Annotated in this window: 22 protein-coding genes, 2 tRNA genes and 1 pseudogene; 16 read left to right on the forward strand and 9 right to left on the reverse strand. The window is 68.4% G+C overall.

Going from position 1 to position 24,415, the window contains the following annotated elements; translation table 11 throughout:
- Window positions 1-12: 12 nt before the first annotated feature.
- On the reverse strand, window positions 13-1,674 hold the full coding sequence (argS, locus tag HYG95_RS08640; protein WP_181697483.1) for an arginine--tRNA ligase: 1,662 nt from the start codon (window positions 1,672-1,674) through the stop codon (window positions 13-15).
- Between the two features lie 89 nt (window positions 1,675-1,763).
- Here argS and HYG95_RS08645 point away from each other — a divergent pair, with 89 nt between their 5' ends.
- The 3 genes from HYG95_RS08645 to HYG95_RS08655 all read left to right on the forward strand — a co-directional run bounded on the left by HYG95_RS08645 (window position 1,764) and on the right by HYG95_RS08655 (window position 3,514).
- Window positions 1,764-2,642 (forward strand): DUF3105 domain-containing protein, encoded by an 879-nt coding sequence (locus HYG95_RS08645; protein WP_181697484.1) that lies wholly within the window; start codon window positions 1,764-1,766, stop codon window positions 2,640-2,642.
- Complete coding sequence (locus HYG95_RS08650; RefSeq protein WP_181697485.1) at window positions 2,642-3,328, forward strand: DUF305 domain-containing protein; 687 nt, start codon at window positions 2,642-2,644, stop codon at window positions 3,326-3,328. The genes HYG95_RS08645 and HYG95_RS08650 overlap by 1 nt, the downstream gene beginning before the upstream one ends.
- Window positions 3,329-3,441: 113 nt before the next feature.
- Window positions 3,442-3,514: transfer RNA gene (locus HYG95_RS08655), tRNA-Arg, on the forward strand.
- Between the two features lie 52 nt (window positions 3,515-3,566).
- On the opposite strand, the gene HYG95_RS08660 is transcribed toward HYG95_RS08655, so the two are convergent.
- A complete protein-coding gene (locus tag HYG95_RS08660; RefSeq protein WP_181697486.1) occupies window positions 3,567-3,899 on the reverse strand; it encodes a hypothetical protein in 333 nt (110 codons plus the stop codon).
- Between the two features lie 330 nt (window positions 3,900-4,229).
- Here HYG95_RS08660 and HYG95_RS08665 point away from each other — a divergent pair, with 330 nt between their 5' ends.
- The 4 genes from HYG95_RS08665 to HYG95_RS08680 all read left to right on the forward strand — a co-directional run bounded on the left by HYG95_RS08665 (window position 4,230) and on the right by HYG95_RS08680 (window position 6,673).
- Complete coding sequence (locus HYG95_RS08665) at window positions 4,230-4,850, forward strand: hypothetical protein (RefSeq protein ID WP_181697487.1); 621 nt, start codon at window positions 4,230-4,232, stop codon at window positions 4,848-4,850.
- Between the two features lie 65 nt (window positions 4,851-4,915).
- Window positions 4,916-4,987 (forward strand) — tRNA-Cys (locus HYG95_RS08670).
- A gap of 40 nt (window positions 4,988-5,027) precedes the next feature.
- Window positions 5,028-5,567, forward strand: a complete 540-nt coding sequence (locus HYG95_RS08675) for a MarR family winged helix-turn-helix transcriptional regulator (protein ID WP_225282111.1) — start codon at window positions 5,028-5,030, stop codon at window positions 5,565-5,567.
- A 68-nt stretch (window positions 5,568-5,635) separates the two neighbouring features.
- Window positions 5,636-6,673, forward strand: coding sequence for a hypothetical protein (locus tag HYG95_RS08680; RefSeq protein WP_181697489.1), 1,038 nt, complete (start codon window positions 5,636-5,638; stop codon window positions 6,671-6,673).
- On the opposite strand, the gene HYG95_RS08685 is transcribed toward HYG95_RS08680, so the two are convergent.
- Window positions 6,674-7,468 carry an enoyl-CoA hydratase gene (locus HYG95_RS08685; RefSeq protein ID WP_181697490.1) on the reverse strand — a complete coding sequence of 265 codons (795 nt, stop codon included), beginning with the start codon at window positions 7,466-7,468 and terminating at the stop codon, window positions 6,674-6,676.
- 36 nt (window positions 7,469-7,504) lie between these two features.
- Window positions 7,505-8,575, reverse strand: a complete 1,071-nt coding sequence (locus HYG95_RS08690; protein WP_181697491.1) for an enoyl-CoA hydratase/isomerase family protein — start codon at window positions 8,573-8,575, stop codon at window positions 7,505-7,507.
- Window positions 8,576-8,669: 94 nt separating this feature from the next.
- Here HYG95_RS08690 and HYG95_RS08695 point away from each other — a divergent pair, with 94 nt between their 5' ends.
- Window positions 8,670-9,215, forward strand: a complete 546-nt coding sequence (locus tag HYG95_RS08695) for a hypothetical protein (protein WP_181697492.1) — start codon at window positions 8,670-8,672, stop codon at window positions 9,213-9,215.
- Here the strand turns inward: HYG95_RS08695 and HYG95_RS08700 are convergent, their stop codons facing one another.
- Complete coding sequence (locus HYG95_RS08700) at window positions 9,216-10,181, reverse strand: GlxA family transcriptional regulator (protein ID WP_181697493.1); 966 nt, start codon at window positions 10,179-10,181, stop codon at window positions 9,216-9,218.
- A 101-nt stretch (window positions 10,182-10,282) separates the two neighbouring features.
- Here HYG95_RS08700 and HYG95_RS08705 point away from each other — a divergent pair, with 101 nt between their 5' ends.
- On the forward strand, window positions 10,283-11,080 hold the full coding sequence (locus tag HYG95_RS08705; protein ID WP_181697494.1) for an NAD(P)H-dependent oxidoreductase: 798 nt from the start codon (window positions 10,283-10,285) through the stop codon (window positions 11,078-11,080).
- On the opposite strand, the pseudogene HYG95_RS25125 reads toward HYG95_RS08705, so the two are convergent.
- Window positions 11,077-11,820: pseudogene (locus HYG95_RS25125) on the reverse strand (SDR family NAD(P)-dependent oxidoreductase); the annotation flags it as partial. The gene HYG95_RS08705 and the pseudogene HYG95_RS25125 overlap by 4 nt on opposite strands.
- Window positions 11,821-11,904: 84 nt before the next feature.
- Between HYG95_RS25125 and HYG95_RS08715 the strand changes: the two are divergent.
- The gene (locus tag HYG95_RS08715) at window positions 11,905-12,273 is read left to right on the forward strand and encodes a MerR family transcriptional regulator (RefSeq protein WP_181697495.1); all 369 of its coding nucleotides are present in this window, start codon (window positions 11,905-11,907) and stop codon (window positions 12,271-12,273) included.
- A gap of 1 nt (window position 12,274) precedes the next feature.
- Here the strand turns inward: HYG95_RS08715 and HYG95_RS08720 are convergent, their stop codons facing one another.
- Window positions 12,275-13,234, reverse strand: coding sequence for a DUF2157 domain-containing protein (locus HYG95_RS08720; RefSeq protein ID WP_181697496.1), 960 nt, complete (start codon window positions 13,232-13,234; stop codon window positions 12,275-12,277).
- A 115-nt stretch (window positions 13,235-13,349) separates the two neighbouring features.
- On the opposite strand from HYG95_RS08720, the gene icmF reads away from it, so the two are divergent.
- The 4 genes from icmF (at window position 13,350) to HYG95_RS08740 (ending at window position 19,565) form a co-directional block, all read left to right on the forward strand.
- Window positions 13,350-16,565 (forward strand): fused isobutyryl-CoA mutase/GTPase IcmF, encoded by a 3,216-nt coding sequence (gene icmF, locus HYG95_RS08725; protein ID WP_255495096.1) that lies wholly within the window; start codon window positions 13,350-13,352, stop codon window positions 16,563-16,565.
- Between the two features lie 77 nt (window positions 16,566-16,642).
- Window positions 16,643-17,707 carry an amidohydrolase gene (locus HYG95_RS08730; RefSeq protein WP_181697498.1) on the forward strand — a complete coding sequence of 355 codons (1,065 nt, stop codon included), beginning with the start codon at window positions 16,643-16,645 and terminating at the stop codon, window positions 17,705-17,707.
- 35 nt (window positions 17,708-17,742) lie between these two features.
- Window positions 17,743-18,150, forward strand: a complete 408-nt coding sequence (locus tag HYG95_RS08735) for a DUF3224 domain-containing protein (RefSeq protein WP_067490513.1) — start codon at window positions 17,743-17,745, stop codon at window positions 18,148-18,150.
- Window positions 18,151-18,272: 122 nt separating this feature from the next.
- Window positions 18,273-19,565, forward strand: coding sequence for a lipase family protein (locus HYG95_RS08740; protein WP_181697499.1), 1,293 nt, complete (start codon window positions 18,273-18,275; stop codon window positions 19,563-19,565).
- Window positions 19,566-19,567: 2 nt separating this feature from the next.
- On the opposite strand, the gene HYG95_RS08745 is transcribed toward HYG95_RS08740, so the two are convergent.
- Together HYG95_RS08745 and HYG95_RS08750 are read right to left on the reverse strand one after the other, a co-directional pair.
- Window positions 19,568-20,317: an SWIM zinc finger family protein gene (locus HYG95_RS08745; RefSeq protein WP_181697500.1), complete on the reverse strand. Its 750-nt coding sequence runs from the start codon at window positions 20,315-20,317 to the stop codon at window positions 19,568-19,570.
- Window positions 20,317-23,121 carry a DEAD/DEAH box helicase gene (locus HYG95_RS08750; RefSeq protein WP_181697501.1) on the reverse strand — a complete coding sequence of 935 codons (2,805 nt, stop codon included), beginning with the start codon at window positions 23,119-23,121 and terminating at the stop codon, window positions 20,317-20,319. The genes HYG95_RS08745 and HYG95_RS08750 overlap by 1 nt, the downstream gene beginning before the upstream one ends.
- A gap of 187 nt (window positions 23,122-23,308) precedes the next feature.
- Here HYG95_RS08750 and HYG95_RS08755 point away from each other — a divergent pair, with 187 nt between their 5' ends.
- The gene (locus HYG95_RS08755; protein WP_067490527.1) at window positions 23,309-23,671 is read left to right on the forward strand and encodes a hypothetical protein; all 363 of its coding nucleotides are present in this window, start codon (window positions 23,309-23,311) and stop codon (window positions 23,669-23,671) included.
- A 51-nt stretch (window positions 23,672-23,722) separates the two neighbouring features.
- On the forward strand, window positions 23,723-24,406 hold the full coding sequence (locus tag HYG95_RS08760) for an HNH endonuclease family protein (RefSeq protein WP_181697502.1): 684 nt from the start codon (window positions 23,723-23,725) through the stop codon (window positions 24,404-24,406).
- Window positions 24,407-24,415 lie beyond the last annotated feature (9 nt).

Raw genomic sequence — 24,415 nt, forward strand, 5'->3', positions numbered from 1 at the left:
AGTCTGCGGAGCTCACATGCGCTCCGGTGCGCTCACGCCGAGCAGGGCCAGGCCGTTGGCCAGCACCTGACGGGTCGCCTTCACCAGTTCGAGGCGGGCGGCATTGAGCGGGCTGACGGCGTCGTCGCCCTTGGGCAGCACGCGCATGTCGTCGTCGGACTGGAACGGGTGGTACACCCCGGCCAGTTCTTCGAGGTAGCGGGCGATCCGGTGCGGTTCGCGGGTCTCGGCGGCGGTGGCGACCACGCGCGGGAAATCACCGAGGGTGCGGATCAGGTCACCTTCGCGGCTGGACGTCATCAGCGCGAAATCCGGTGTCACAGTGGCGAATTCGGGGTACTTCGCGGCATTGCCGATGATGCTGTTGGTACGCGAGTGCGCGTACTGCACGTAGTACACCGGGTTCTCGCTGCTGGCCTTGGTCCACAGGTCCAGGTCGATGTCGATGCTCGAGTTCACCGAGGACCGCACCAGCGAGTAGCGGGCGGCGTCGACACCGATCTGCTCGACCAGGTCGTTGAGCGTCACCACGGTGCCCGCGCGCTTGCTCATCTTCACGGCCTGGCCGTCCTTGACCAGGTTCACCATCTGCCCGATCAGCACCTCGACGGTGTCGGGGTCGTCACCGAAGGCGGCCGCGGCGGCCTTCAACCGGCCGATGTAGCCGTGGTGGTCGGCGCCGAGCATGTAGATGGCCAGGTCGAACCCGCGCGAGCGCTTGTTCTGGAAGTAGGCGATGTCACCGGCGATGTAGGCGGCGGTGCCGTCGCTCTTGAGGACCACCCGGTCCTTGTCGTCACCGAACTCGGTGGAGGCGATCCACCACGCGCCGTCCTTCTCGTACAGGTTGCCCGAGTTCTTGAGCTGCTCGACCGCACGCTCGACGGCGCCGGAGGCGAACAGTTCGCTCTCGTTGAAGTACACGTCGAAATCGGTGCCGAAATCGTGCAGGTCCTGCTTGATCTGGGCGAACATCTGCTGCACGCCCTCGCGCCGGAACAGCTCGTGACGCTGATCGGCGGGCAGGGTGCGCGCATCGGGATGCGCGGCGACGATGCTCGCGGCGATCTCCTGGATGTACTCGCCCGCGTAGCCGTCCTCGGGCGTCGGCTCGCCGAGCGCGGCCGCGACCAGCGACTTCGCGAACCGGTCGATCTGGGCGCCGTTGTCGTTGAAGTAGTACTCGCGGGTCACGTCGGCGCCCTCGGCGGCCAGGATGCGGCCGAGCGCGTCACCGACCGCGGCCCAGCGGGTGCCACCGAGGTGGACGGGACCGGTGGGGTTGGCGGAGACGAATTCGAGGTTGATCTTGGTACCGGTCAGCGCGGAGCCGGTGCCGTACTTGTCGGCCGCGGTCAGGATCTGGGTGACGATCGCGCCCTGCGCCGACGCGGCCAGGCGGATGTTCAGGAAGCCGGGGCCCGCCACTTCGGCGACCTCGACACCCTCGGTGGCCGACAGGGCCTCGGCCAGCCAGCCCGCGAGCTCGCGCGGATTCGTTCCCACCCGCTTGGCCACCTGCATCGCCACATTCGTGGCATAGTCGCCGTGTTCGGGGTTGCGCGGACGCTCCACTGTGACCTGCTCGGGCAGGACCGACGAGTCCAGTCCACGTTCGACAAGCACCTTCGCTGCGGTGGTGCGAAGGAGATCTGCAAGGTCAGCTGGAGTCACGAGTCTCTATCCTATTGGCTGGGCGGCTCGCAACCACGACCGCCCGCCACGAACGCACCGATCCATACGTCGAAAGAGCTAACCGAGCGATGCCGAGCAGGACAAGCGCAACATCAGCCAAGGCCGTCCGGGCCGCGGGGAAGTCGTCTCCGTCCCGCAAACCGGGCAAGGGCAAACTTCCGGGCAAGAAGCGCGAAGTGCCCTGGGCCCTCCTCGGCGGCGGCGTGGCCATCGTCGCGTTGATCGGCCTGCTGGCCTACAGCCTGGTGCCCAAGTACATGGACCAGGCAGCCATCCGCGAAGCGCAGACCGACCTGTCCGAGTGGGCGCCCAGCGAGCAGAACCAGGATCCGGCGGCCAAGATCGAGGGCGTCGTGAAGCAGGAGTACCCGGCGGCACTGCACGTCACCGAGACCCAGCGCGTCGCCTACGACAAGTCGCCCGCCTACGGTGGCCCGCACGATGTGGCCTGGGCCAACTGCACCGGCACGGTGTACGCCAAGCCGATCCGCATGGAGAACGCGGTGCACTCGCTCGAGCACGGTGCGGTGTGGATCGCCTACAACCCCGACAAGGTCGACGCGGCCGGGGTGGAGAAGCTGTCGAACTTCGTCAAGGACCGGCCGTACACGATGATGTCGCCGTACCCGACCCTCGACAAGCCCATCGCGCTGCAGTCGTGGGGCCACCAGCTGAAGCTGGACTCGGCCGAGGACGCGCGCATCAAGCAGTTCATCTCCGCGCTGCGCACCAACCCGTACGCGCACCCCGAGGTCGGCGCCAGCTGCTCTAACCCGATCTTCGACGCCAACAACCCGCCGCCGTTCGACTCCTCGCCCTACGGCCCCGACGCCATCCCGATGGACGGCACCGGCGCCAACCAGGACGCGAGCGAACTCGGCGGACTCGGTTCGGGTGTCCCCGGCCTGCCGGGCATCCCGATGCCGGGCGCGCCGGCCGGTCAGTGATGAGTGAAACCACCGACGAACCCACCGGCAGGCGCCCTGCCGGTGCGGTGCTGGTGCTCGGTGCGATCGGCCTGCTCCTGCTCGGCGCCGTAGCGGGTGTACTGCTGCGGATGCCGCTGGAGAAGGCCGAGTCGGCCGCACCCGGGCCGGTCGACATCGGTTTCAACCAGGACATGTCGGTGCACCACGCCCAAGCCGTCGACATGGCGGGCATCGCGCTGATCGGTTCCACCGACAACGACGTGCGCCGCCTGGCCTACGACATCATGACCACCCAGTCGAACCAGATCGGCCGCATGCAGGGCTGGTTGCAGCTGTGGGACGCCCCGAGCCAGAGCGTCGAGGGTTTCATGGGCTGGATGAGCGACACCGGCGCACACGGTCACGGCGCGAGCCCGACGACCGCACACCACGGCCCCGTGTCCGCGATGCCCGGGATGGCCAGCCAGGAGGAGATGACCGCCCTGCGCCAGGCCACCGGCCCGGCCCTGGACACGATGTTCCTGCAACTGATGCTGCGCCACCACCAGGGCGGCGTCCCCATGCTCGACTACGCCGCCGAACAGGCCTCGACCACCGCGGTCCGCTCCCTCGCGGCCACCATGTCGAAAACTCAATCCGGCGAATCGACCCTGATGACCACCATGCTCACCACCCGAGGCGCCGCCCCCCTCCCCCTCGGCTGACCCCGGTGCCGGCCGGGATCAACCCCCCGGTCCGGCACCGTTTTTGGCGCACCGCACCCGATGCGATACGCTGTCGCTGCCCGATCGCCCCACCGGCGACCGGCATCTATCCCGCCCTCGTAGCTCAGGGGATAGAGCGTCTGCCTCCGGAGCAGAAGGCCGCAGGTTCGAATCCTGCCGAGGGCACACTTGAGAAAGGCCCCCGACCAGCGGTCGGGGGCCTTTGTCGTCCGCGAGGCTAACCGAAATCCGACATTGTCGAGATGATCATGATCATGACGACCACGCGCGCTACCCGGTGAACAGCGATCGCGATGATGACAATCGCGACTGCGAGCGCGGCCAGGCCGAGCCGGTTTTCTTGTTCCGCACCGCCGAGAGCGCGGATCGCCAGCACGAACGCGACGCCGGCGAGAATCCCGGGGATCGCACAGTAGATCAGCGCGTAACCGAGCTCGTAGAAGTCGAGCGGGGAACGCAGTCGGTACATGACCAACGCCGAGACCGCCGCCGACAAGGCAAAGGCCATCGCGGCGCGCGCCGTCCGGGTCGACCCACGCCATACCTGCAAGAGCGCATTCTCCGATGGCACAGGCTCTTTCATGCGTCGATGACTACAGCAGCGACGGCCCGCTGTACACCCCGAGGCCGGTATGCGGGCAGTCCGACCTGGATTCCGACGGGCGAAATCGGCAGGCTACGGTACGTCGGAAACATCAGCAGGACTCGAAGCCGCCTCCGGCCCATGAGTGCCACAGGTTCGAATCCCGCCGAGGGCACATCGCGTTCCAAGCCCCGTCCGTTCGGTCGGGCCTTGTCGGTTCATCGCAGTTGTTCATCAGGTTGTACGCACGGTTCCACAGGTTTCGGGGCCCTGTCCCCGGTGACAGCAGGAGCGGGCATGACTAATCCATCAGACGGGTTCGGGGACCAGCCCCAGCCGGGGCAACCACAGCCGGGGCAACCACCGGCTGGGCAGCCACAGGGCGGGCAACCGCAGCCGGGCTATCCGGGGGCGGGTGGTCCGCCGCCCGGCGGCTTCGGGGCGCAAGCGGGGCCGCCGCCGAAGAAGAAGCGGACCGGGTTGTTCATCGGGTTGGGGGTATTGGCGCTGGTCGTACTGGGTGCGCTGGCGGCGGGGGTGGTGCTCACCGTGCAGGGGCGCACGCCGCTGGCCTCGGACGCCAAGAAGATCGAGGTGGCGATTCGCGACTTCTACGACACGCTCGATTCCGACGGGTTCATCGCCGCGTCCGAACTGGCGTGCGCCGCCGATCGGGCCGAGATCGAGAACCTCACCCCGGAGCAGCGCAAACAGTTCGACACCGCGACGGTGTCGGCGCGCATCGACGACGTGCGCGACATCGTCATCACCGGCGACGACGCGGAAGCCACCGTGGTCGGTCAGCTGACCCTCTCGGTCGAAGGCGAGGAGCCCGACACCGAGGACAGCACCGAGGAACACCTCACCAAAGAAGACGGCACCTGGAAGATCTGCTCGGCCCCGGCCAACAAGCACTGACATTGCGATCACCGTGATCGCAACCCTGGGCACACCCGCCACGCACCGGCATCATCAATGGCGAGGCGGGCGTGGCTGAGAGGTTTAGGCGACGGTCTGCAAAGCCGTTCACGTGGGTTCGATTCCCGCCGCTCGCTCTATGCGGAACGTGGCCCGGTTCGTGACATGATCGAAAACATGTCACGAACCGGACCGCTACCCCGAGACCCGATCGCCGAGGCACACCGGCAATGGATCGAGCACGGCTGGGGATCGGTCGCCGACGGCATGGCCCTTGTCACCTCCCTGGTCCGGGCCCAGCAGATCGTGATGGCCCGCGTCGACGAGGCCCTCAAACCTTCGGGACTCACCTTCTCCCGCTACGAACTGCTGCAGCTGCTCAGTTTCAGCCGCACGGGCGCACTGCCGATGGCCAAAGCCAGCGCGCGCCTGCAGGTGCACCCCACCAGCGTCACCAATACGGTCGACCGGCTGGAAGCGGCCGGACTTGTCGAGCGCGTGCCACATCCGAGCGACCGCCGTGCCACGCTCATCGAAATCACCTCCGCCGGAAGGAAATCCGTCGCCGAGGCGACCGAGGCGTTGAACGCGCAGGTTTTCGCCGAACCGGGCCTGGCACCGGGCGAGAGCAGACAACTGCTCGAGCTGCTCGCCCGGTTCCGCCATGCCGCCGGGGATTTCGACGACACGGCAAACCTCGCATTCCACGCGACCTGAGGGACTGAGCCGCGAATCGCGGGCCGACTCGCTTGGCAGGTAGCGCGAAAAGGTCCACCATGTAGCGCATGGTGCTGGTCCTCGGGGTGTCGGCGGGTGCGGGTGGGGCCCGTGCCGTGCTCAACCACACCGACCAACCGCATCTACCGCCACTGGACAGAGTGCGTATCCCGCGCCGCGCGGGCGCCTCGGTGGAGGAATCGGTACTCGCGGCGATCCGCCGGATGCGGGTGGCGGCCATCGCCCGCGACGAGTGCGTCACCGCCACCGTCGTCACCTGTCGCAGCGACCTGCACGGCGACGCCATCCGCGCGGCGGCGGGCCCTTCGGTGACCATCGTCGACGAACCGCTCGCCCAGCTGCGCTACCTGCGTTTCACCGGCCTGCTGCCCGACACCGATTCGGTGATGCTCTACGACCTCGGCAGCTCCGGCCTCACCGTCACCCACGCCGACTGCCGCACCGACACCATCCTGGCCAGTCAGCGCAGCACCGTCCTCAGCGGCGACGGCTACGACGCCCTGCTGCGCTGGCAACTGGCACGAGGCGGTGTCGCGGCCGACCGCCGTACCACCCGTACCCACCGCGAAATGCTCAGCCGCGCAAGGGTTGTCACCGCCACCGACGCCGATACCGGCGAGCGCGCCGTAGTCACCCGCAGCGATCTGGCCGCCTTGTGCGAAGCGGGACTGCATCATTCGGCATCGTTCGTGCGGAAGATGATCGAGGACACCGGCGTACGACCCGGTGCGCTCGTCCTGCTCGGTGGATGCGTCCGCAACCCGGCGCTGCGGCACGCCGTGGGTCAGCTGGTCGACCTGCCGATCGTGTACGACCCTGAGCCGGAATATGTTTCGGCACGCGGCGCGGTGCTGCTCGCCGCCAGGAAACCGTCGCGGCTGCGCATGCCACGGTTGCGGGCGGGCGCGACGGCCGACCAGGTCGCACCGGCCGGCCCCGGTCGGCGCAAATTCCTCGCCGCCGTAGCGGTGACGGCGACCCTGGGCGGCGCGGTCGCCGGGCTGCTCGGCACCGACGACCGGGCGGACGAGAAGACCCCGCCCACGCCCGCCCAGTTCATCGACGGCTCGCTACCCGCGAAATAACTAGCTGTTGGTGAAGTTCGGCGGCCGCCTCTCGGTGAAGGCGGCCATGCCTTCCTTCTGGTCGTCGGTCGCGAACAGCGAGTGGAACGCCCGGCGCTCGAACAGCAGACCTTCGGCCAGGCTGGTCTCGAAGGACCGGTTGACCGCGGCCTTGGCGAGCATGGCCGCGGGCAGCGACATGCTCGCGATGGTCTGCGCCGCTTCGAGCGCGGTATCGAGCAGCTGGTCGGCGGGCACGATGCGCGATACGACACCGGCCCGTTCGGCCTCCTCGACGCCCATGTTGCGGCCGGTGAGGATGAGGTCCATCGCCTTGGCCTTGCCGACCGCGCGGGTGAGCCGCTGCGAACCGCCCATGCCGGGGATGACGCCGAGCTTGATCTCGGGCTGACCGAACTTGGCGGTGTCGGCGGCGATCAGGATGTCGCACATCATCGCCACCTCACAGCCACCACCCAGCGCGTAACCGGCGACGGCGGCGATGGTCGGCTTGCGGAAGTTCGCCAGGCGGTCCCAGCCGGCGAAGGTGTCGGCCAGGAACATGTCCATGTAGGACTTGGTCGCCATCTCCTTGATGTCGGCACCGGCGGCGAAGGCCTTCTCCGAACCGGTGAGGACGACGGCGCAGATCGAATCGTCGCGCTCGAGTTCGTCGAGCGCGGCGGTGATGTCCGCGAGCACCTGCGCGTTGAGGGCATTGAGGGCCTTGGGACGGTTCAGCGTGATCCAGCCGACCCCGCCCTTGCCGTCGCTGCCGCCCTTGCGTTCCAACAGAATCGTCTCGAACTCGCTCATGGTCTGCAGACGATACCGAGCGGCGCCGCCACCGGACTACACGGGCAAACCGAGTTCGCGGTCGCCGAGCGGGGCGAAGTAGGTGTCGACCTGCGCGTCGGTGACCTCGGCGAGGGTCGCGGGCGACCAGCGTGGCGTGCGGTCCTTGTCGATCACCTGGGCGCGGATGCCCTCGGCCAGGTCGTGGGTGCTCAGCGCGGCCACGGTGATCCGGAATTCGACATTGAGAGCGGCGGCCAGGCTGAGCCGACGGGCGTTGCGCAGGGCGCGCAGCGTCGCCTTCACCGCGACCGGCGACTTGGCGAGGATGTCCTCGGCGGCCTTGGTCGCCTCGGGGAGGTCGGCCGCGCGCAGGGCCGCGATGATCTCCTCGACCGTGTCGGCGCGGTAGCAGCGGTCGATCCAGTCGGCGTGCGCGGCCAGCTCGGATTCCGGTGCGGGCGTGGCGAATCGGGCGATGGCCGCGTCGGCGGGAGTGGTGCGCAGGGCGTCGAGGAGCGCGGGCAGGTCGGCCGAGGGCACGAAGGTGTCGGCGAAACCGGCGACGATCGCGTCACCCGCGCCCATCCGCGCGGTGGTGAGGGCGACGTGGGTGCCCAGCTCGCCGGGTGTGTGCGAGAGCAGGTAGGTGCCGCCGACATCGGGCACGAAACCGATGCCCGCCTCCGGCATGCCGATCTGCGAGCGTTCGGTGACGATGCGGTGGCTGCCGTGCGCCGAGACACCGACGCCACCGCCCATCACAATGCCGTCCATGATCGCCACATACGGCTTGGGGTAGCTGTCGATCAGCTCGTTGAGCAGGTATTCGTCGCGCCAGAACGCGGCCGCCGCGGTGTCGAGCGGGGCGGGCGCGCCGGGGCCGCCGTCGTTGATCGCCTTGGCGTCGCGATGGATGGCGACGATGTCGCCGCCCGCGCACAGGCCACGTTCACCCGCGCCGACGATGGCGACGGTGTCGATGGTCGGGTCGTTCGCCCAGGCACGCAGGGCGTCGGTGACGGCCAGGCTCATCGCGTGGTTGAGCGCGTTGATGGCCCTCGGCCGGTTCAGCGTGATCAGACCGAGCCGGTCGCGGACCTCGAACAACACTTCGGCTTCACCCATGTCCGTCACGATAAAGTCGGATGTCCGAGTACCCGCAGCCGCGAGGTGCGAGTTGTGACCCATTCCACGCCGGTGCGTGGGGCAGAATCGGCGCATGGGCACCGACAACTTCGCACGGATATCCCGGCTGCGCGCGCTGATCGACCATGCGAACACCGGTGCGGGCGAACGCGCGACCGCCCAGCGCATGCTCGACCGGCTGTTGCGAAAAACCAGTGGCGGCAACCCTTCTCGACCTTCGGATCGGGTCTACGGTGAGCGGCACCACCGGCCGGGCAGACACGCGACCACGGCCGCCATCGTGGAGTCGGTGCGCGAGGACATCTCCTTCGCGCGCACCTTCGCCCCCGGTGCGCCCGGTGAGGTGATCGTGCACAGCCCACTGGCCGCAGCGCCGGCCGAACTCACGGTCGCGGTGACCACACCCTTCGCCGACCAGATCGTCGTCACGATCGACGACATCCCGCCGCAGTGGGGCTGGGAGTCCGACGAGTTCGACCGCATCGTCGCCACCCGCGACCTGCGCGCCCTCGCCGACGAACTGGCCGAGATCATCGACGCCTACAACCACTACGGCCCCGACGTGGGCCCCCGCTTCTTCCGCACCATCCGCGCCCAGCAGACAACCCTCATCCGCTGACTATCCGCCGCCGTGGAAGGTGGCCCGGTACGCCGAGGGGCTGGTGCCCAGCGATCGCGCGAAGTGCTGACGCAGGGAGGCGCCGGTACCGAACCCGGCCCGCTCGGCGATCTGGTCGACACCGAGCGTGGTCTGCTCGAGCAACTGCCTCGCCCTGATCAGCCGCTGTGCGGCGAGCCAGGCTCCCGGCGACATCCCGGTCTCGCGCCGGAATCTGCGGGTGAAAGTCCGCGGACTCATGGTGGCGTGCTCGGCGAGGACGCGCAGGGTGAGCGGCCGATCCAAGTGGTTCAGTGCCCATGCCCGGGTGCGGCTGGTCGTCGATTCGTCCTCGGCCGGGAGCGGTAGATCGATGAACTGCGCCTGGCCGCCTTCGCGATAGGGCGGCACGACCGTGCGCCGTGCGACGTCACCGGCGACGGCCACGCCGTGGTCGGTGCGGATCAAATGCAGGCACAGGTCGATGCCTGCCGCTTCGCCCGCCGCGGTGAAGATGCCGTCGTCCTCGGTGAACAGCACGGCGGCGTCGATACGCACTGCCGGGAAGGCCGCGCGGAGCCGGTCGGCGGACAGCCAGTGGGTCGTCGCGCGGCGCCCGTCGAGCAGGCCTGCGCGGGCCAGTACGAACGCGCCCGTACAGATCGACGCGATCCGGCGACCCGCCGCACGTGCCAGGCGCAGCTGCTCGGCGACCTGGTCCTGCGCGGCGTCGCTGACCTCGTCGAGCTCGTGCGAGGCCGGGACGACGATGGTGTCGGCGGTGGTGAGCGCCGCGCTGCCGTGCTCGACGGCGATGGCGAAATCGGCGTCCGTGCGCACGAGGCCCGGTTCGATCGCGCAGGTCAGCACCTCGTAGAGGCGCTCGCCGTCGGCGGAGCGGGCCGAGCCGAAGATCTGGTGCACGATGCCGAGCTCCATCGGCATCACCCCGGTACGAGCCAGGACCGCGACCCGATGGACAGCCATGGCCCGATCCTTTCACATATCGGCTTTCCGGCCACTGGTGTGCGTGTGCCGGACTCGGCAGCCTGGGAAGCACGAACGAGCTACCGAAAGGACTACGACCGATGCGAGTGCTGTGGGTGTTCGCCCATCCGGAACCGCGATCGCTGACCGCCCAGCTGCGCACCGCCGGAATCACCGCGCTACGCGAGGCCGGGCACGAGGTGATCGAATCCGATCTCTATGCCATGAACTGGAACCCCGTGGTGACGGCCGAGGACTTCGCGCATGACGGCGCCGAGCGGTTGGATGTGGCCAACGAATCCGAAGCGGCCCTGCGCACCGGCCGGCTGGCCGCCGACATCCGCGCCGAGCACGAGAAGCTGGCCTGGGCCGACACCGTGGTGCTGCATTTCCCGCTGTGGTGGTACGGGATGCCCGCGATCATGAAGGGTTGGCTGGACCGCGTGCTGGTGCAGGGTTACGCGTACGGGGTGCGTGATCCCGAGTCCGGTCGCACCCGCCGCTACGGCGACGGCGGCCTGGCAGGCAAGCGCGCCACGGCGGTGGTGTCGGTCGGCGCCCATACCGGGCTGGGACCGCGCGGCATCCACGGCGACCTCACGGAGGTTCTCTTCCCCCTGCTCCACGGCACTTTCTTCTACACCGGCATGGAGGTGATCGAGCCGGTCATCATCCCCGGCACCAACCGGGTGAGCCACGAACGCTTCGCCGCCATCACCGCCGACCTGCGCGCCCGGCTACTCACCCTGCCGACGACACCGCCCATCCCCTACCGCCACCAGGACAGCGGCGACTACGACGCCGACTGGAACCTGCACCAGGCCAACCACCCGGGAGCATCCGGCCTCGGGATCCACCGAAACAACGGTGAATCCCGTTGGGCCGCATCGGCTCGCTAGCCCAGCCCCTGGGCGAAGCCGCCGTCGACGACGAGTTCGGTGCCCGTGGTGAACGTGGCGTCCACCGCCAGGTACAGCGCCGCGGCAGCCACCTCCTCGACTGTGCCCGGCCGCGCCATCGGCGTCGTCGCCTTACCGTCGCGAATGAACTCGGCGCGTTGCTCCTCGGTCAGCTCGGCGACACCCATACTCGGCGTGAGGATGAAGCCCGGTGCCACCGCATTGACCCGGATGCCACGCGGAAGCAACTTGGCGGCAAGAACTTTCGAGAACGCGCGCACCGCTTCCTTCGCCGCCGAATACGCGCTGAGCCCGGGGAAGATCCGGTCGTTGGACACCGTCGTGTACACGATGGCACCGTGGTCGCGGATCAGCGGCACCAGCCGCTGGGTGGTGAAGAACGCGCCCTTGGCATTCACGTCGAAGACCCGATCCCAGTGCGACACAGTAACTTCCGGGAGGGTTTGAATTCCGCGATGCCATGGTTGACGAAGAGGTAGTCGATGCCGCCGAGGCGTTCCTCGACGATCCGGCCGAGGGCGTCGATGTCGTCGGGATCGGTCGCATCGGATCGGACGATATGGGCTGCGGCGGAATCCAGTGTCGCCCTGGCCTTCTCGATACCGGTCTCGCTGCGGCCGGTGAGCACGACATCGGCGCCGCGCGCAACGAGCGCCTCGACGACAGCCAGGCCCATGCCATGGGTGCCACCGGTGACGACGGCTGTTTTGCCCGCCAATGTTTTCGGAGCTGCTGTTTCGGTCATGCCACGACGGTAAAGTTTTACGTTGACGTGAAGGTCAAGGCATTGAGGCGGGCATCACATGCGGATCGGCGAGCTGGCACACAGAACGGGACTCAGCACCCGCGCGTTGCGCTACTACGAGGAACAGGGTTTGCTGCGCCCACGTCGACAGCCCAGCGGCTACCGAGAATTCGACGAATCCGCCGTCGAGGCTGTGCGGCGCATCCGCATTCTGCTGTCCGCCGGATTGCCCACCAGGGTGATCGTCGAGGTGCTGCCCTGCATGACCGAAGCAGGCACCTATCTCGCGCCGACCTGTCCGGAGATGGCCGACGACCTGCGCACCGAACTGGACCGGATGCGGCGCGACATCGCCGAACGCGAGGCGGCGACCGAGATCCTGGCGTCGATCCTGGCAGAGGCGCCGCGCGAGCAGCTTGCGGGGTGAGTCAGAGTGGACGTTTCGGCCCGACGACGGTGGCGACCAGGCCGCCGGTGAGCACGACCGCGCCGACAGCCAGAACGATGCTGGCGACGGCAGGCCCGCCTGACGTGTTGTCGGCGACCGCCTGACCGACGCCGATGGCGATGCACGCGGAACCGCCGAGAACGAGGACCGGTTCGCGCCGAAGCAGATAGGTGCCGAGAAAGACCGCCCCGACGAAGCCGGTAAGGACTGGGCGCCACAGCGATTCACCGAGCGTCACCGATTGCGCGCCTCCGATCGCGATCAGTCCACCGAGCAGGAATCCGGCCCAGTCGACGACGAGCAACCGCGCCCACGCGAGCCCGAACCAGACGGTCCCGAAGACCATGAGCGCGATGCCCTGCCACAGCCAGCGGTGCGTCCCGTCGGTGAGCTCGACGATCGTGGCGACGCCGAAACCGGCGATCGCGACCATCCCGAGCAGGCTCGGCACCATCAGATAGCCGAGCGTCGCCACCAACAGCCCCGCGCACAGAGCCGCGATCTCGGCTTCGCCGCCGCGCTCGCCGAACGCGGTCGCCACCGTGCCGCTGGTCGCCATGGCCGCCAGCACCAGCAGCGCCGACGCGAGCCTGGTTCGCACGGCCGTGGCGGTGGGCACACGGCGGAACAGGCCGGGCCGTCCACCGGCCAGCACCACGGCGCCACCGAGCGAGCACCCGGTGACGACGGCGAGCAACACCACTCGCCCGGTGTCGGCGACATCGGCCCACGCGCGGTCGAGGAACAGTCCGAGACCAGCCGCGACGAGCCCGGCACCGAGGTAGGCGACGATCTCGGCGACCACCCGGCCGGTCGGCGCACGCCCGGCTCGCTCCTGCGCCTCGACAGCTCGCAGCACCGCGTCACGCTGGTCACCACTGATGACCCCGCCCGCGACCAACCGCTCCAACGCCACGCCCACCCCGTGTTCGCGAACCATCCGTCGAGTATGTCGGCACCACACCCGAGTGCGCCCCTTTCGCAGTGACGCCGTTCACAGTAGGATTAGTTTGATGTCCTAGTATCGGGCGTTCTACAAAATGGCGGAGGAAGTCATGAGCACCTCATTGCACGTTCCTGTCCATCCGGTGCGGTTCGTGACCTCGGCCGCCCTGTTCGACGGGCACGACGCGGCGATCAACATCATGCGGCGCATCCTGCAGGCCCAAGGCGCGGAAGTGATCCATCTCGGACACAACCGGTCGGTGCGCGAGATCGTCGACGCGGTGGTCGAAGAGGACGTGCAGGGGGTGGCGGTGAGCTCGTACCAGGGCGGGCACATCGAGTTCTTCGAGTACCTCGCCGAGGCGCTGCGCGAGGCGGGTGCGGGTGACGTGCGCATCTTCGGTGGTGGCGGCGGCGTGATCGTCCCCGAGGAGATCGAACGCCTGGCCCGCAGCGGGGTGCGCATCTTCTCCCCCGAAGACGGCCAGCGCCTCGGCCTGCCCGGCATGATCAACGAGCTCATCCGGCTCTGCGATGTGGACCGGGCCGCCGTCGCCCCCGATCTGAACGCCCTCTACACCGGCGACCGAATCGCCTTGGCCCGCACCATCACCTGTCTGCAGCAGGGCGCCCTGCCCGAAACCGACCGCGCCGCGATCCTCGCCGCGGCGGACACGCGCGAAGTGCCGGTCCTCGGCATCACCGGCACCGGCGGCTCCGGAAAGTCTTCGCTCACCGACGAATTGGTGCGCCGGTTGCGTACCGACCAGCAGGACAAGCTGCGTGTCGCGGTGCTCGCCGTCGACCCGACCCGGCGCCGCGCCGGTGGCGCCCTGCTCGGTGACCGCATCCGCATGAACGCCCTCGACGGCGAACATGTGTACTTCCGTTCGCTGGCCACGCGCGGCAATCACGAACTGCCCGACGACATCGACACCATGATCGCCGCGTGCCGGGCAGCGGGCTTCGACCTGGTGATCCTCGAGACACCGGGCATCGGCCAGGGCGACGCGGGCATCGTCGACCACGTGGATGTGGCGCTATACGTGATGACGCCGGAGTTCGGTGCCGCCTCCCAGCTCGAGAAGATCGACATGCTCGACTACGCCGACGTGGTCGCGGTGAACAAGTACGAGCGGCGCGGCGCGGCCGACGCGGTGCGCGATGTGGCTCGCCAATTGATCCGCAACCGTGCGGAATTCGGTTCCGAGCCGTCCGACATGCCGGTCTTCGGTACCAGCGCGGCGACCTTCGACGACGACGGTGTCACCGCGCTCTACCAGCATCTGCTCACCCGGCTCACCGAGCACGGCCTCACGGTGGAGCCGGGCGCGCTGCCCCGGGTGGAGACGAAGGTGTCGACCAGGTTCGCCCAGCTCATCCCGCCGTCCAGGGTGCGCTACCTGGCCGAGATCGCCGAGACGGTGCGCGCCTACCACCAGGACACGGCACGGGAAATAGCTGCGGCGCAACGGGTTCAGCGATTGCGCGCGGTATACGAGGAGCTGCCCGATGATACCGCCGTCGGCGACTTGCTGGAGGCGGCGACCGGTGATCTGTCGCCCGCCTCGGCGGCCCTGCTGGACGAATGGCCCGCACTGGCCGAGAGTTATCGGGGCGAGGAGCAGGTGGTGCGGGTACGCGACCGCGAGATCCGTACCCCGTTGCGGCGCGAATCGCTCTCCGGCACAAGCGTTCCCCGGGTCGCGCTGCCCCGCTATACCGACGCGGGCGAACTGTTGCGCTTCCTGCGCGAGGAGAACCTGCCGGGCCGATTCCCCTTCACCGCAGGCGTTTTCCCGTTCAAGCGCGACAACGAGGACCCCACCCGCATGTTCGCGGGCGAGGGCGATCCGGCGCGCACGAACCGGCGCTTCAAGGCACTCAGCGCCCACACCGAGGCCACTCGCCTCTCGACTGCCTTCGACTCGGTGACCCTCTACGGCCACGAACCGGCGCAGCGGCCCGATATCTACGGCAAGGTCGGCACCTCGGGTGTGTCGGTGGCGACGATCGACGACATGCGCACCCTGTTCGACGGTTTCGACCTGTGTGAACCCACGACGTCGGTGTCGATGACCATCAACGGCCCGGCCCCGACGATTCTGGCGTTCTTCCTCAATGCGGCGATCGACCAAGCGGTGCACCGCTTCACCGAGTCGCAGGGCCGGGAGCCGACGGAGCAGGAGGCCGCCGAGATCAGGGCGCGCACGCTGTCCACCGTGCGCGGCACCGTGCAGGCCGACATCCTCAAGGAGGACCAGGGCCAGAACACCTGCCTGTTCTCCACCGAGTTCAGTCTGCGGATGATGGCCGATGTGCAGGAGTGGTTCGTCCGCAACAATGTGCGCAATTTCTATTCGGTGTCCATCTCCGGCTATCACATCGCCGAGGCCGGGGCCAACCCGATCAGCCAGCTCGCCTTCACCCTGGCCAACGGATTCACCTACGTGGAAACGTATTTGGCGCGCGGACTGGCGATCGACGAATTCGCGCCGAACCTGTCGTTCTTCTTCTCCAACGGGATGGACCCGGAGTATTCGGTCATCGGACGGGTGGCACGACGCATCTGGGCCGTCGCCATGCGCGACCGGTACGGCGCGGGGGAACGCGCCCAGAAACTGAAGTACCACATCCAGACCTCCGGTCGATCGCTGCACGCTCAGGAAATGCAGTTCAACGACATCCGCACCACCCTGCAGGCGCTGATCGCGGTCTACGACAATTGCAACAGCCTGCACACCAACGCTTTCGACGAAGCCGTCACCACACCCACCGAGGAATCGGTGCGCCGGGCGCTGGCGATTCAGCTCATCATCGCCAAGGAATGGGGGCTGGCGGTGAACGAGAATCCGCTGCAGGGCAGTTTCATCATCGACGAGCTCACCGACCTGGTCGAAGAGGCGGTGCTGCTCGAATTCGAGCGGATCAGTGAACGCGGCGGCGTGCTGGGCGCCATGGAGACCGGTTACCAGCGCGGCCGCATCCAGGACGAGTCGATGCGCTATGAGCAGCGCAAACACGACGGGACGCTGCCGATCATCGGGGTGAACACCTTTCGCGGCCCCGAAAGCGAGGCCGCGGCGCCGACGGTGGAATTGGCCCGCGCCACCGAGGACGAGAAACGGTCCCAGCTCGAGCGAGTGCAACAGTTCCGCGCCGAGCACGCCGAGGAATCGCATCGCGCGCTCGCCCGCCTGGCCGAGGTCGCCCACACCGACGGCAATATTTTCGAGGTACTGATGGACGCGGCACGGGTATGCACTCTGCAGCAGGTCACCGATACCTTTTTCGCCGTCGGCGGACAGTATCGGCGAACCGTCTGAGGCGACCGAATGCGACCATCGCCGCTGCCGGCGTGTGACAATTCCCGAAGCAATGCCGGCGCGGCGATGGGACGTACATGGATCTGACCGGGCTCGACATCATCGATGCGCATATCCACCAGTGGGATCCGCATACGACACCTCGATTGTCCAGCAAGCACGCCAAGCTGCTGCGGTATGTGCCGCTGCCGGTCGACCTCGCCGCGAAATTCACCCCGCGCCGCGACCTCCAGTTCGTCGGCGACCCCACGGCCTACCTCGGCCCGTATCTGCCCGCCGACTACCGCACCGACCAAGGCGGAGTCGCGGTGCGCGGGCTCGTGCACGTGGAAGCCGAGTGGACCGGTTCGGCGCCCGACGAGACGCGCTGGGTGGCCAGCCTGCCGTTCGGGGTCGATACGCCCACGCTCACCGCGATCGTCGGCTCGGCCGATCCCGCCGCCGCGGATCTGGGCCCAACGCTCGACGCGCATCAGTCGGCCTCGCCGCTGTTGCGCGGGATCCGGGCCACCGTCGCCCACCATCCCGATGCGGGAGTGAAGTCGTTCGCCGCGCACGACGGTCTGCTCACCGCGCCCGCCTTCCTCGACGGATTCGGTCAGCTCGCCGAACGCGGGCTCAGCTTCGACGCCTGGCTGTATTCGGGCCAGCTGCCCGAGGTGACGGCGCTGGCCGAACGCTTTCCCGAGGTGACGATCGTTCTCGACCACCTCGCCACCCCCGCCGGCATCTTCGGGCCGGTCGGCAAACACACCGGCAGGACAGCGGGCGAGCGACGCGACATTTTCGACCGCTGGCGCGACGACATCACCGATCTGGCCGCCCAGCCCAATGTGGTCGCCAAGGTGAGCGGGCTGATGATGCCGGTACTCGGCCACCCAGTCCCGCCGCGCGGGTTGTCGACCCAGTTGTCGGTGCTCGTCGACCGGTTGGGTCCGATGCTCGCCCACGCCCTGTCGATCTTCGGTCCCGACCGGCTGATCTGGGGTTCGAACTTCCCCGTCGACAAGCCGATCACCAGCCTCCCCGTGGCCGTCGACGCCGTCGCGACGGCGCTCAACAAGGCCGGTGCGTCGGCCGAGGACCTGCGGAAGGTCTTCGGCGGTAACGCTGTTCGCGTTTACCGCATCGACCTGGGGTGACGGGTTTTGTCGGTGGCACGGTTTAGCATCACGGGATGAAGACGACCGGCACGTTCGAACTCACCGCCTTCGACCCGACCGATCTGCAGCCGCAACCTCCGATCAGCACCGGCCTGCCGGTCGGCATCGCCCACATGACCAAGGTCTACGCGGGCGACATCACGGGCACCTCGGCCACGCTGTTCACCTCGGCGTTCGACATGTCGACGGGTGCGGGCACCTACATCGCCATGGAGTCCTTCGAGGGCAGCCTGGCGGGCAGGTCGGGCGCGTTCAACTTCGTCCATTCCGCCACCACCGGCGGCACCGATCGGACCGACGAGTTCTTCCACATCGTCCCCGGTAGCGGCACCGGCGAGCTCACCGGCATCACCGGCACCGGGGCCCTCTACGTCGACACCACCGGCGGCCACCACATCTGGTTCGAGTACGACCTGCCCTGAGGAACCGTCGGCTCGACAGAATCTCGACGCCGGACCGGCGTTATGAGCCCGATCGACTGCGAGTGACCGCGTAGTCCAACTACGTTGACCCCTGTCAACAGGACGCGTTCGAGGGAGCTGTGGTGGCGGCAGGGTTTCGGTGCTGGGTCGGTGGTGTCATCGCGGTGATGGCCGTTTCGGTGGCGGCTCCCGCCGTGGCCGCTCCTCCGCTCGGTCCGACCGGCGACACCACGTTCTACACCCCGCCCGCCGAGATCCCGGCGACGCCGGGACAGCCGATCAAGACCGAACCCATGTCGCTGCCGATCACCCTGCCTGGTAGCAACGGCCCGCTTCCGGCGGAAACCACCCGCGTGATGTTCTCCGCCACCGACCGCACGGGGTCGGCGGTCGCGGCGACCGGTGCGTATCTGCGGCCGACCCTGCCGTGGGTCGGACCCGGTCCGCGGCCGCTGCTCGTGCTCGCGCCCGGCACACAGGGTCAAGGCGACCAGTGCGTGCCGTCGAACACCCTGGCATTTCTGTTGCAGTACAACGGCGGACTCGATGTGGGCGTGCAGTACGAGCAGTACGCCGCGATCTACCCGTTCCTCGCGGTCGGTGGTGCGGTGATGCTCACCGACCACGAAAGTTTCGGCACTCCGGGACCGCACAGTTACATGTCGCGTGCGTCCACCGGACAGGTCATGCTCGACGCCGCGCGGGCCGCCCGTGAACTGCCCGGCAACGGACTCGAACCGGGTGCCCCGGTGGCGCTGTGGGGCTATTCGCAGGGTGGCGGGGCTGCGGCCGCCGCGGCGGAACTCGCCCCGAGCTACGCACCGGACCTGCCGATCGTCGGCGCCTACGCCGGAGCACCGGTGGTCGACGCACGCGCCCAGCTGCGGCACTTCGACCGCGGCTCGCTGGCCGGCGCCCTCGGCTACTACATCAACGGCGCCGTCGACGAGAACCCCGCACTCGCGCCCGCCACCGATCGGCTGCTCAACGACGCGGGCAAGCGCATGCTGGCCGACACCGCACGGCAGTGTGTGGCCGAAACCGTAGCCACCCAGGGTTTCCGGGACAGCCGTAGCTGGACGAGCACCGGACAGAGCGTGGTCGAAGCGTTGGATTCCGACCCGGACTGGGCAGCCCACCTCGACGACGACCGGGTCGGACAGTTGCGACCCGGCGCCCCGGTACTCATCCACAGCACGGCCGATGATGAACTGGTGCCCACCTACAGCGCTCGCAGGCTCGCCGCGGACTGGTGCGCCGCCGGTGCCACCGTGGCCTACTACGAGCAGCCGCTCCCCGGCGATCCGGTGAAACTCGGTGTGTCACATGTGCTCAACAGCCCGCTGAGCTTGCCGGGCGCGCTGCTGTGGCTGCACGGCCTGTTGCGGGGCGAGCCCGCGCAGCGCACCTGCTGAACTCAGCTGTCGAATTCGGCGTAGAGGGAACGTAATTCGCGGAGGCCGGTGGCGGCGGTCTGCTCGTCTTCGGCCGACATGCGTAGGGCACGGCGCAAAGCCATGGCATCGAGGTCCTCGATGACGGGGTGGAATTCGATGCGTGGCAGGTCGGGGAGGGTGAGGTGGTCACCGTAGGGATCGTCGGAATCGGTGGTGCGGGTTGATCTTTCGACGCCACCGATCAGGGTGTCGAGGTCGAGTCCGCGCAGGGTGAGGATTTCGCCCGGTTGCTCGTCGAGGCGTTCGGCGAGCAGGTAGCAGACGGCGGCCACGTGTTTACACGGCCAGCCCATGTCCGGGCAGGTGCAGGAGAAGTCCAGTTCGGCGGCGGTGGTCGGCAGCAGGTGGGGGCCGAGTGCGGGCGGTAGAGCGCCCGAAGCGATTTCGGCGAGCATCCCTGGCGCTTCGCGGATCTCGGCCAGTAGCAGCTCGATCTCCTCCTCGCGCAGCGGCCGCACCGACAGCACGGAGGTGAACGGGCTCGGTTGGCTGCCCTGCACCTCGGCGGTGACCGCGCCGCGCTCCACGCGATAGTTCACCACCTGCCCGACCCGCGCATAGGTGCGCCCGCGCGAGAGCCTGCCCGCGTCGGCCACCTTCTCCACCGCCTCGAGCAGCGACTTTCCCCACCAGGTGCGCCCGAAACCGCCGCGCGCCTGCGCACCGCCGCGCACCGGTTTGCGCGGGCCGAACTGACTGAAATCGGCCATCAGTCACCCACCGCCTCGGCCCCGAGGGTGAACAGTTCACGCAACTCGTCGGTGCCCAGTTCGGTGATCCAGTTCTCCCCCGCCCCGACGGCCAGGTCGGCCAATGCCTTTTTACCGCTGATCATTTCGTCGATGCGCTCCTCGATGGTGTCGACGCAGACGAGCTTGCGCACCTGCACCGCACGCTGCTGGCCGATGCGGAACGCGCGGTCGGTTGCCTGGTTCTCCACGGCCGGGTTCCACCAGCGGTCCAGGTGGATCACATGATTGGCGGCGGTCAGGTTCAGGCCTGTGCCACCCGCCTTGAGCGAGAGCAGCATCAATGGCGGTCCGCCCTCGGCCTGGAACCCTGTGACCATGTCGTCGCGACGCTGCTTGGTCACCCCGCCGTGCAGGAACGGGATGGGAGTGCCGAACCGTTCGGTGAGGAACGGCAGGATCAGGTCGCCGAACTCACGGAACTGCGTGAACAACAAGGCCTTCTCGCCATCGGCGAGGACGGCGTCGAGGATGTCCTCCACCAGGGCGAGCTTGCCCGAGCGATGGCCGCCGCGGCGCATGATGGGCGAGGCGTCGCCGAGGAAATGCGCGGGATGGTTGCAGACCTGCTTGAGCCTGGTCAGCGCGCCGAGCACCGCGCCCTTGCGCGCCATGCCCTTGGCATCTTTGAGCTTCTCCAGCATGTCGTCGACCACGGCCTGATACAGCGCGGCCTGCTCGACGGTGAGGTTGGCGCGCACCGTCATCTCGAGCTTCTCGGGCAGATCGCTGATGACCGCCGGATCGGTTTTGAGCCTGCGCAGCACGAACGGTTCGGTGATGAGCCGCAACCGGTCGATGGCCTGCTGGTCGCGTTCACGTTCGATGGGCACCGCGAAGCGGGCACGGAAGGACTGCGGGCTGCCGAGCAGCTTGGGCATGGCGAAATCGAACAGGGCACGCAGTTCTTCCAGCCGGTTCTCCACCGGCGTTCCGGTGAGCGCCAGCCGATGCCGGGCCCGCAGGGCGCGGGCGGCCCGTGACTGCCTGGTTGTCGCGTTCTTGATGTGCTGAGCCTCGTCGAGAACCACCCGCTCCCAATGCTGTTCGCTCAGCAACGCGGCGTCGCGCGCGAGCAGGGCATAGGTGGTGACGACCAGATCCGCCTCCGCGACCGCCGCGGCGAAATCCGCGCCTTTGCGCCGATCGGTGCCGTGGTGCACGAGGACGCGCAGGTCGGGTGCGAACCGTTCGGTCTCGCGCTGCCAGTTGCCGACCACCGACATGGGGCACACCAGCAGCGTCGGCCCTACCGGACCGACGGCCTCGCGTTCGTGCACGAGGAGCGCGAGTACCTGCACGGTCTTGCCGAGTCCCATGTCGTCGGCCAGGATCGCGCCGCAATCGAGCCGGTTCATGGTGGCCAGCCAGCTCAGGCCGCGCTCCTGATAGGGGCGGAGCTGGGCTTTCAGGCCGATCGGCACCGGAACCGGCTCGGGATCGCCGTGTCCGGTGAACAATTCGGCCGCCCAGCCGTCGGCGGTGACCTCGGTGACCGGCACATTGTCGACCCGTTCGGCGGCGAGTTCGCCGATCATGTCGGCCAGGGTGATCGGGGTGTCGTCGGCGTGCAGCGCCACGTACCGGGCGGCAGCCGCCAGCGCGCGGTGGTCGGCCTGCACCCATTCACCGCGCAGCTGGACGAGATCGGATTTGCTGCGCACCAGCCGTTCCATTTCGGCCGGGCTGAGCACCATGTCCCCGAGCGCCAATTCCCAACGGTAGGAAAGCAATCCGCTCAGGCCGACGGTGGATTCGGCGGCGGCCGGGCTGCTCACCCGCAGGCGCATGCTCGGTTCGGCGATGTTCCAGGCGCGCGGCAGCAGCAGGCGAATCCCGGCCTCCTGCAGCGCATGCGCACCGTGGGCCACCAGGTCGGCGACCACCTGGGTCGGCAGCAGGAGGTCGAGGCCGCGCGGGTCGGTCGGCAGATCACGCAGGCGCGGGTAGGCCTTGCGGGCTTGGCCCAGCTTCTCGGCGGCGGTGCGTGCCAGGACCGGATCATCATCGAGGACAACGGGTTTCGGCGCGTCGTCGACCGGGCGCAGACAAACCTGCAGTCGCCACAGCGCGACCGAGTCGTCGTCGGTGCCGAATTCGCCGTCGGGTTCGCACAGGCGAAGGACCAGTTCGGGTTCGTCGGCGGCGTATCCCTCGCGCCACTGCGACAGTGTTTCGGCCAGCCGGTAGGAGCCCTCGTCGAGCGGGGTGTCGCTCATCAGCGCCGCCAGCAGCGGGTGCGTCAGCGAACGGTGGCTCAGGTATTCGCGGGCGATCGGGTCGGTGAGTTCGGTGACCAGGTCCTCGAGCACCCCCGTGGGCGGCCCGGCGACCCGCAGCGCGGCGGGCATGGCCGTGGCCAGCTCGGCGAGCCACGCGCGCTGACGCTGCCCGCCGACCAACCGCCACCGCACCCACCACTGCCCGTCGGCGCGATCCACCTGCGGCACCACCCGACCTGCCCGCACCCAGCGCTCGATGCCACGGGCGACGTGCGCGAGGAATCGCAGGTCGCCGGAGATGTGCTCGCGAGGCAGCCTGCTGCGCAGCACGACGGCGGCCGTCGGCGGCGCGAGCGCGTGCGCGCGGACCTCGGCTCGACCCGGTGCGCCCGTCTCGTCGACGACGAGCACCTCGGCGCGATGCCGGAACCGCGCGCGCTCGAGAATGTCGCCGAGCACCGAACCCACCGCAACGGGTTGCCCGTCGTGCCACAGCAGCAGGCCCGAACCGGGGGACCACAGACCGTGCAGCATGGTTGCCATCCAAGCAGCAACCACCGACACCGCGCGCTTCGCCATCGCTCTGGATTTCTGGGCTCCCACGGAACATACTTGGATATTCCCTGGTCACGGCCGGAAGATCACCGGCGACAACTGCATATCCACCCAGGCGAACCGGCCACGAACCGGCTCGGCCGATGAACCCCTTGACTGCGTGCGGAGGGCAGCGATGACGATTCTGCTCCAGGTTCTCGAGCAGAGCTACACCCCCACCACCCCGTGGGAGCGGCGCAAGTTCACGTTCGTCGATGCCGGGAAGATCGTCGGCATGCGCCTGGACGGTCAGTCCGGCGTATGGATCGATCTGTCCCGGCCCGGTGAATCCCAGCGACTGGCCCACACGGCCGACCCGCGCGATTCCATCACCTTCCTGCTCACCGTCTTCGCCAAGATCGCCGAGTGCGAGGACCGGGGTGGTTCGTGGTTGATCGGCCACGACGGCACCCACATCTCCTCGATCGCGGCCACCCGGTTCCCGCCACACGCCGCTGAGCTCGCGGCCGACGACATCCTGGCGCGCGCCTGGCTGTAGTGGCACAGGCAAGTCGGCGAAGTTGTCGGTGGGGTCGGCTACAACCTGTGCATGGGGAGACTCGCGTGGCTGGTCGTGCTGGTGCTCGCGTGCGCGGGTTGCGGGGTGCTGGCGCCCGAACCGGTCGCGCCCGCGCCGGGTAGTCCCACGCGGGCAGAGGTGAGCGCGCTGCTCGATCAGGTGCGCGTGATCGATGCGCGACCGCACCCCGGCGGGTACGAACGCGGCTGCAAGGCCGGGCAGGGTTGTGTGTTCGGTCCGGCCTGGTCCGACGACACCGACGCACCCGGCGGTCACGACGGCTGCGACACCCGCAACAACGTGCTGGCCGCGCAGCTGCGCGATGTGGTTCGCCGGGGTCGCTGCGTGGTGGTGGAAGGCGTGCTCACCGACCCCTACACCGGCACCGACATCGCTTTCCGCAAGTCCGACGGCGGCGACATCCAGATCGACCACGTCTATCCGCTCGCCGCCGCCTGGGACATGGGCGCACACGCCTGGCCACCGGAACGCCGTCTGCGCTTCGCCAACGACCTCGCCGTCAACCTGCTCGCCACCAACAAGGCGACTAATCAGTCCAAAAGCGACGACATGCCTGGCGAGTGGCTGCCACCCGCCCGGCCCAACCACTGCTTCTACGCCGCCAAGTACCTCACCGTCGCCGTCGCCTACGACTTACCGATCACCGCCGCCGACAACGCCGCCCTCCACGACATCGCCCGCACGTGTCCTTGATGGGTGCCG

It is taken from the genome of Nocardia sp. GTS18 (assembly GCF_013839555.1).
Lineage (GTDB): Bacteria > Actinomycetota > Actinomycetes > Mycobacteriales > Mycobacteriaceae > Nocardia > Nocardia rosealba.

Excerpts from the sequence above, each read along its gene's own strand:
- HYG95_RS08705 (WP_181697494.1), top strand. The coding sequence starts at position 10,283 with ATGCGAGTGCTGTGGGTGTTCGCCCATCCGGAACCGCGATCGCTGACC.
- HYG95_RS08665 (WP_181697487.1), top strand. The coding sequence starts at position 4,230 with ATGACTAATCCATCAGACGGGTTCGGGGACCAGCCCCAGCCGGGGCAA.
- HYG95_RS08750 (WP_181697501.1), bottom strand. The coding sequence starts at position 23,121 with ATGGCAACCATGCTGCACGGTCTGTGGTCCCCCGGTTCGGGCCTGCTG.
- icmF (WP_255495096.1), top strand. The coding sequence starts at position 13,350 with ATGAGCACCTCATTGCACGTTCCTGTCCATCCGGTGCGGTTCGTGACC.
- HYG95_RS08730 (WP_181697498.1), top strand. The coding sequence starts at position 16,643 with ATGGATCTGACCGGGCTCGACATCATCGATGCGCATATCCACCAGTGG.
- HYG95_RS08760 (WP_181697502.1), top strand. The coding sequence starts at position 23,723 with ATGGGGAGACTCGCGTGGCTGGTCGTGCTGGTGCTCGCGTGCGCGGGT.
- HYG95_RS08690 (WP_181697491.1), bottom strand. The coding sequence starts at position 8,575 with ATGGGTGAAGCCGAAGTGTTGTTCGAGGTCCGCGACCGGCTCGGTCTG.
- HYG95_RS08745 (WP_181697500.1), bottom strand. The coding sequence starts at position 20,317 with ATGGCCGATTTCAGTCAGTTCGGCCCGCGCAAACCGGTGCGCGGCGGT.
- HYG95_RS08675 (WP_225282111.1), top strand. The coding sequence starts at position 5,028 with ATGTCACGAACCGGACCGCTACCCCGAGACCCGATCGCCGAGGCACAC.
- HYG95_RS08755 (WP_067490527.1), top strand. The coding sequence starts at position 23,309 with ATGACGATTCTGCTCCAGGTTCTCGAGCAGAGCTACACCCCCACCACC.
- HYG95_RS08735 (WP_067490513.1), top strand. The coding sequence starts at position 17,743 with ATGAAGACGACCGGCACGTTCGAACTCACCGCCTTCGACCCGACCGAT.
- HYG95_RS08680 (WP_181697489.1), top strand. The coding sequence starts at position 5,636 with ATGGTGCTGGTCCTCGGGGTGTCGGCGGGTGCGGGTGGGGCCCGTGCC.
- HYG95_RS08700 (WP_181697493.1), bottom strand. The coding sequence starts at position 10,181 with ATGGCTGTCCATCGGGTCGCGGTCCTGGCTCGTACCGGGGTGATGCCG.
- HYG95_RS08650 (WP_181697485.1), top strand. The coding sequence starts at position 2,642 with ATGAGTGAAACCACCGACGAACCCACCGGCAGGCGCCCTGCCGGTGCG.
- HYG95_RS08645 (WP_181697484.1), top strand. The coding sequence starts at position 1,764 with ATGCCGAGCAGGACAAGCGCAACATCAGCCAAGGCCGTCCGGGCCGCG.
- HYG95_RS08695 (WP_181697492.1), top strand. The coding sequence starts at position 8,670 with ATGGGCACCGACAACTTCGCACGGATATCCCGGCTGCGCGCGCTGATC.
- HYG95_RS08715 (WP_181697495.1), top strand. The coding sequence starts at position 11,905 with ATGCGGATCGGCGAGCTGGCACACAGAACGGGACTCAGCACCCGCGCG.
- HYG95_RS08685 (WP_181697490.1), bottom strand. The coding sequence starts at position 7,468 with ATGAGCGAGTTCGAGACGATTCTGTTGGAACGCAAGGGCGGCAGCGAC.
- HYG95_RS08720 (WP_181697496.1), bottom strand. The coding sequence starts at position 13,234 with ATGGTTCGCGAACACGGGGTGGGCGTGGCGTTGGAGCGGTTGGTCGCG.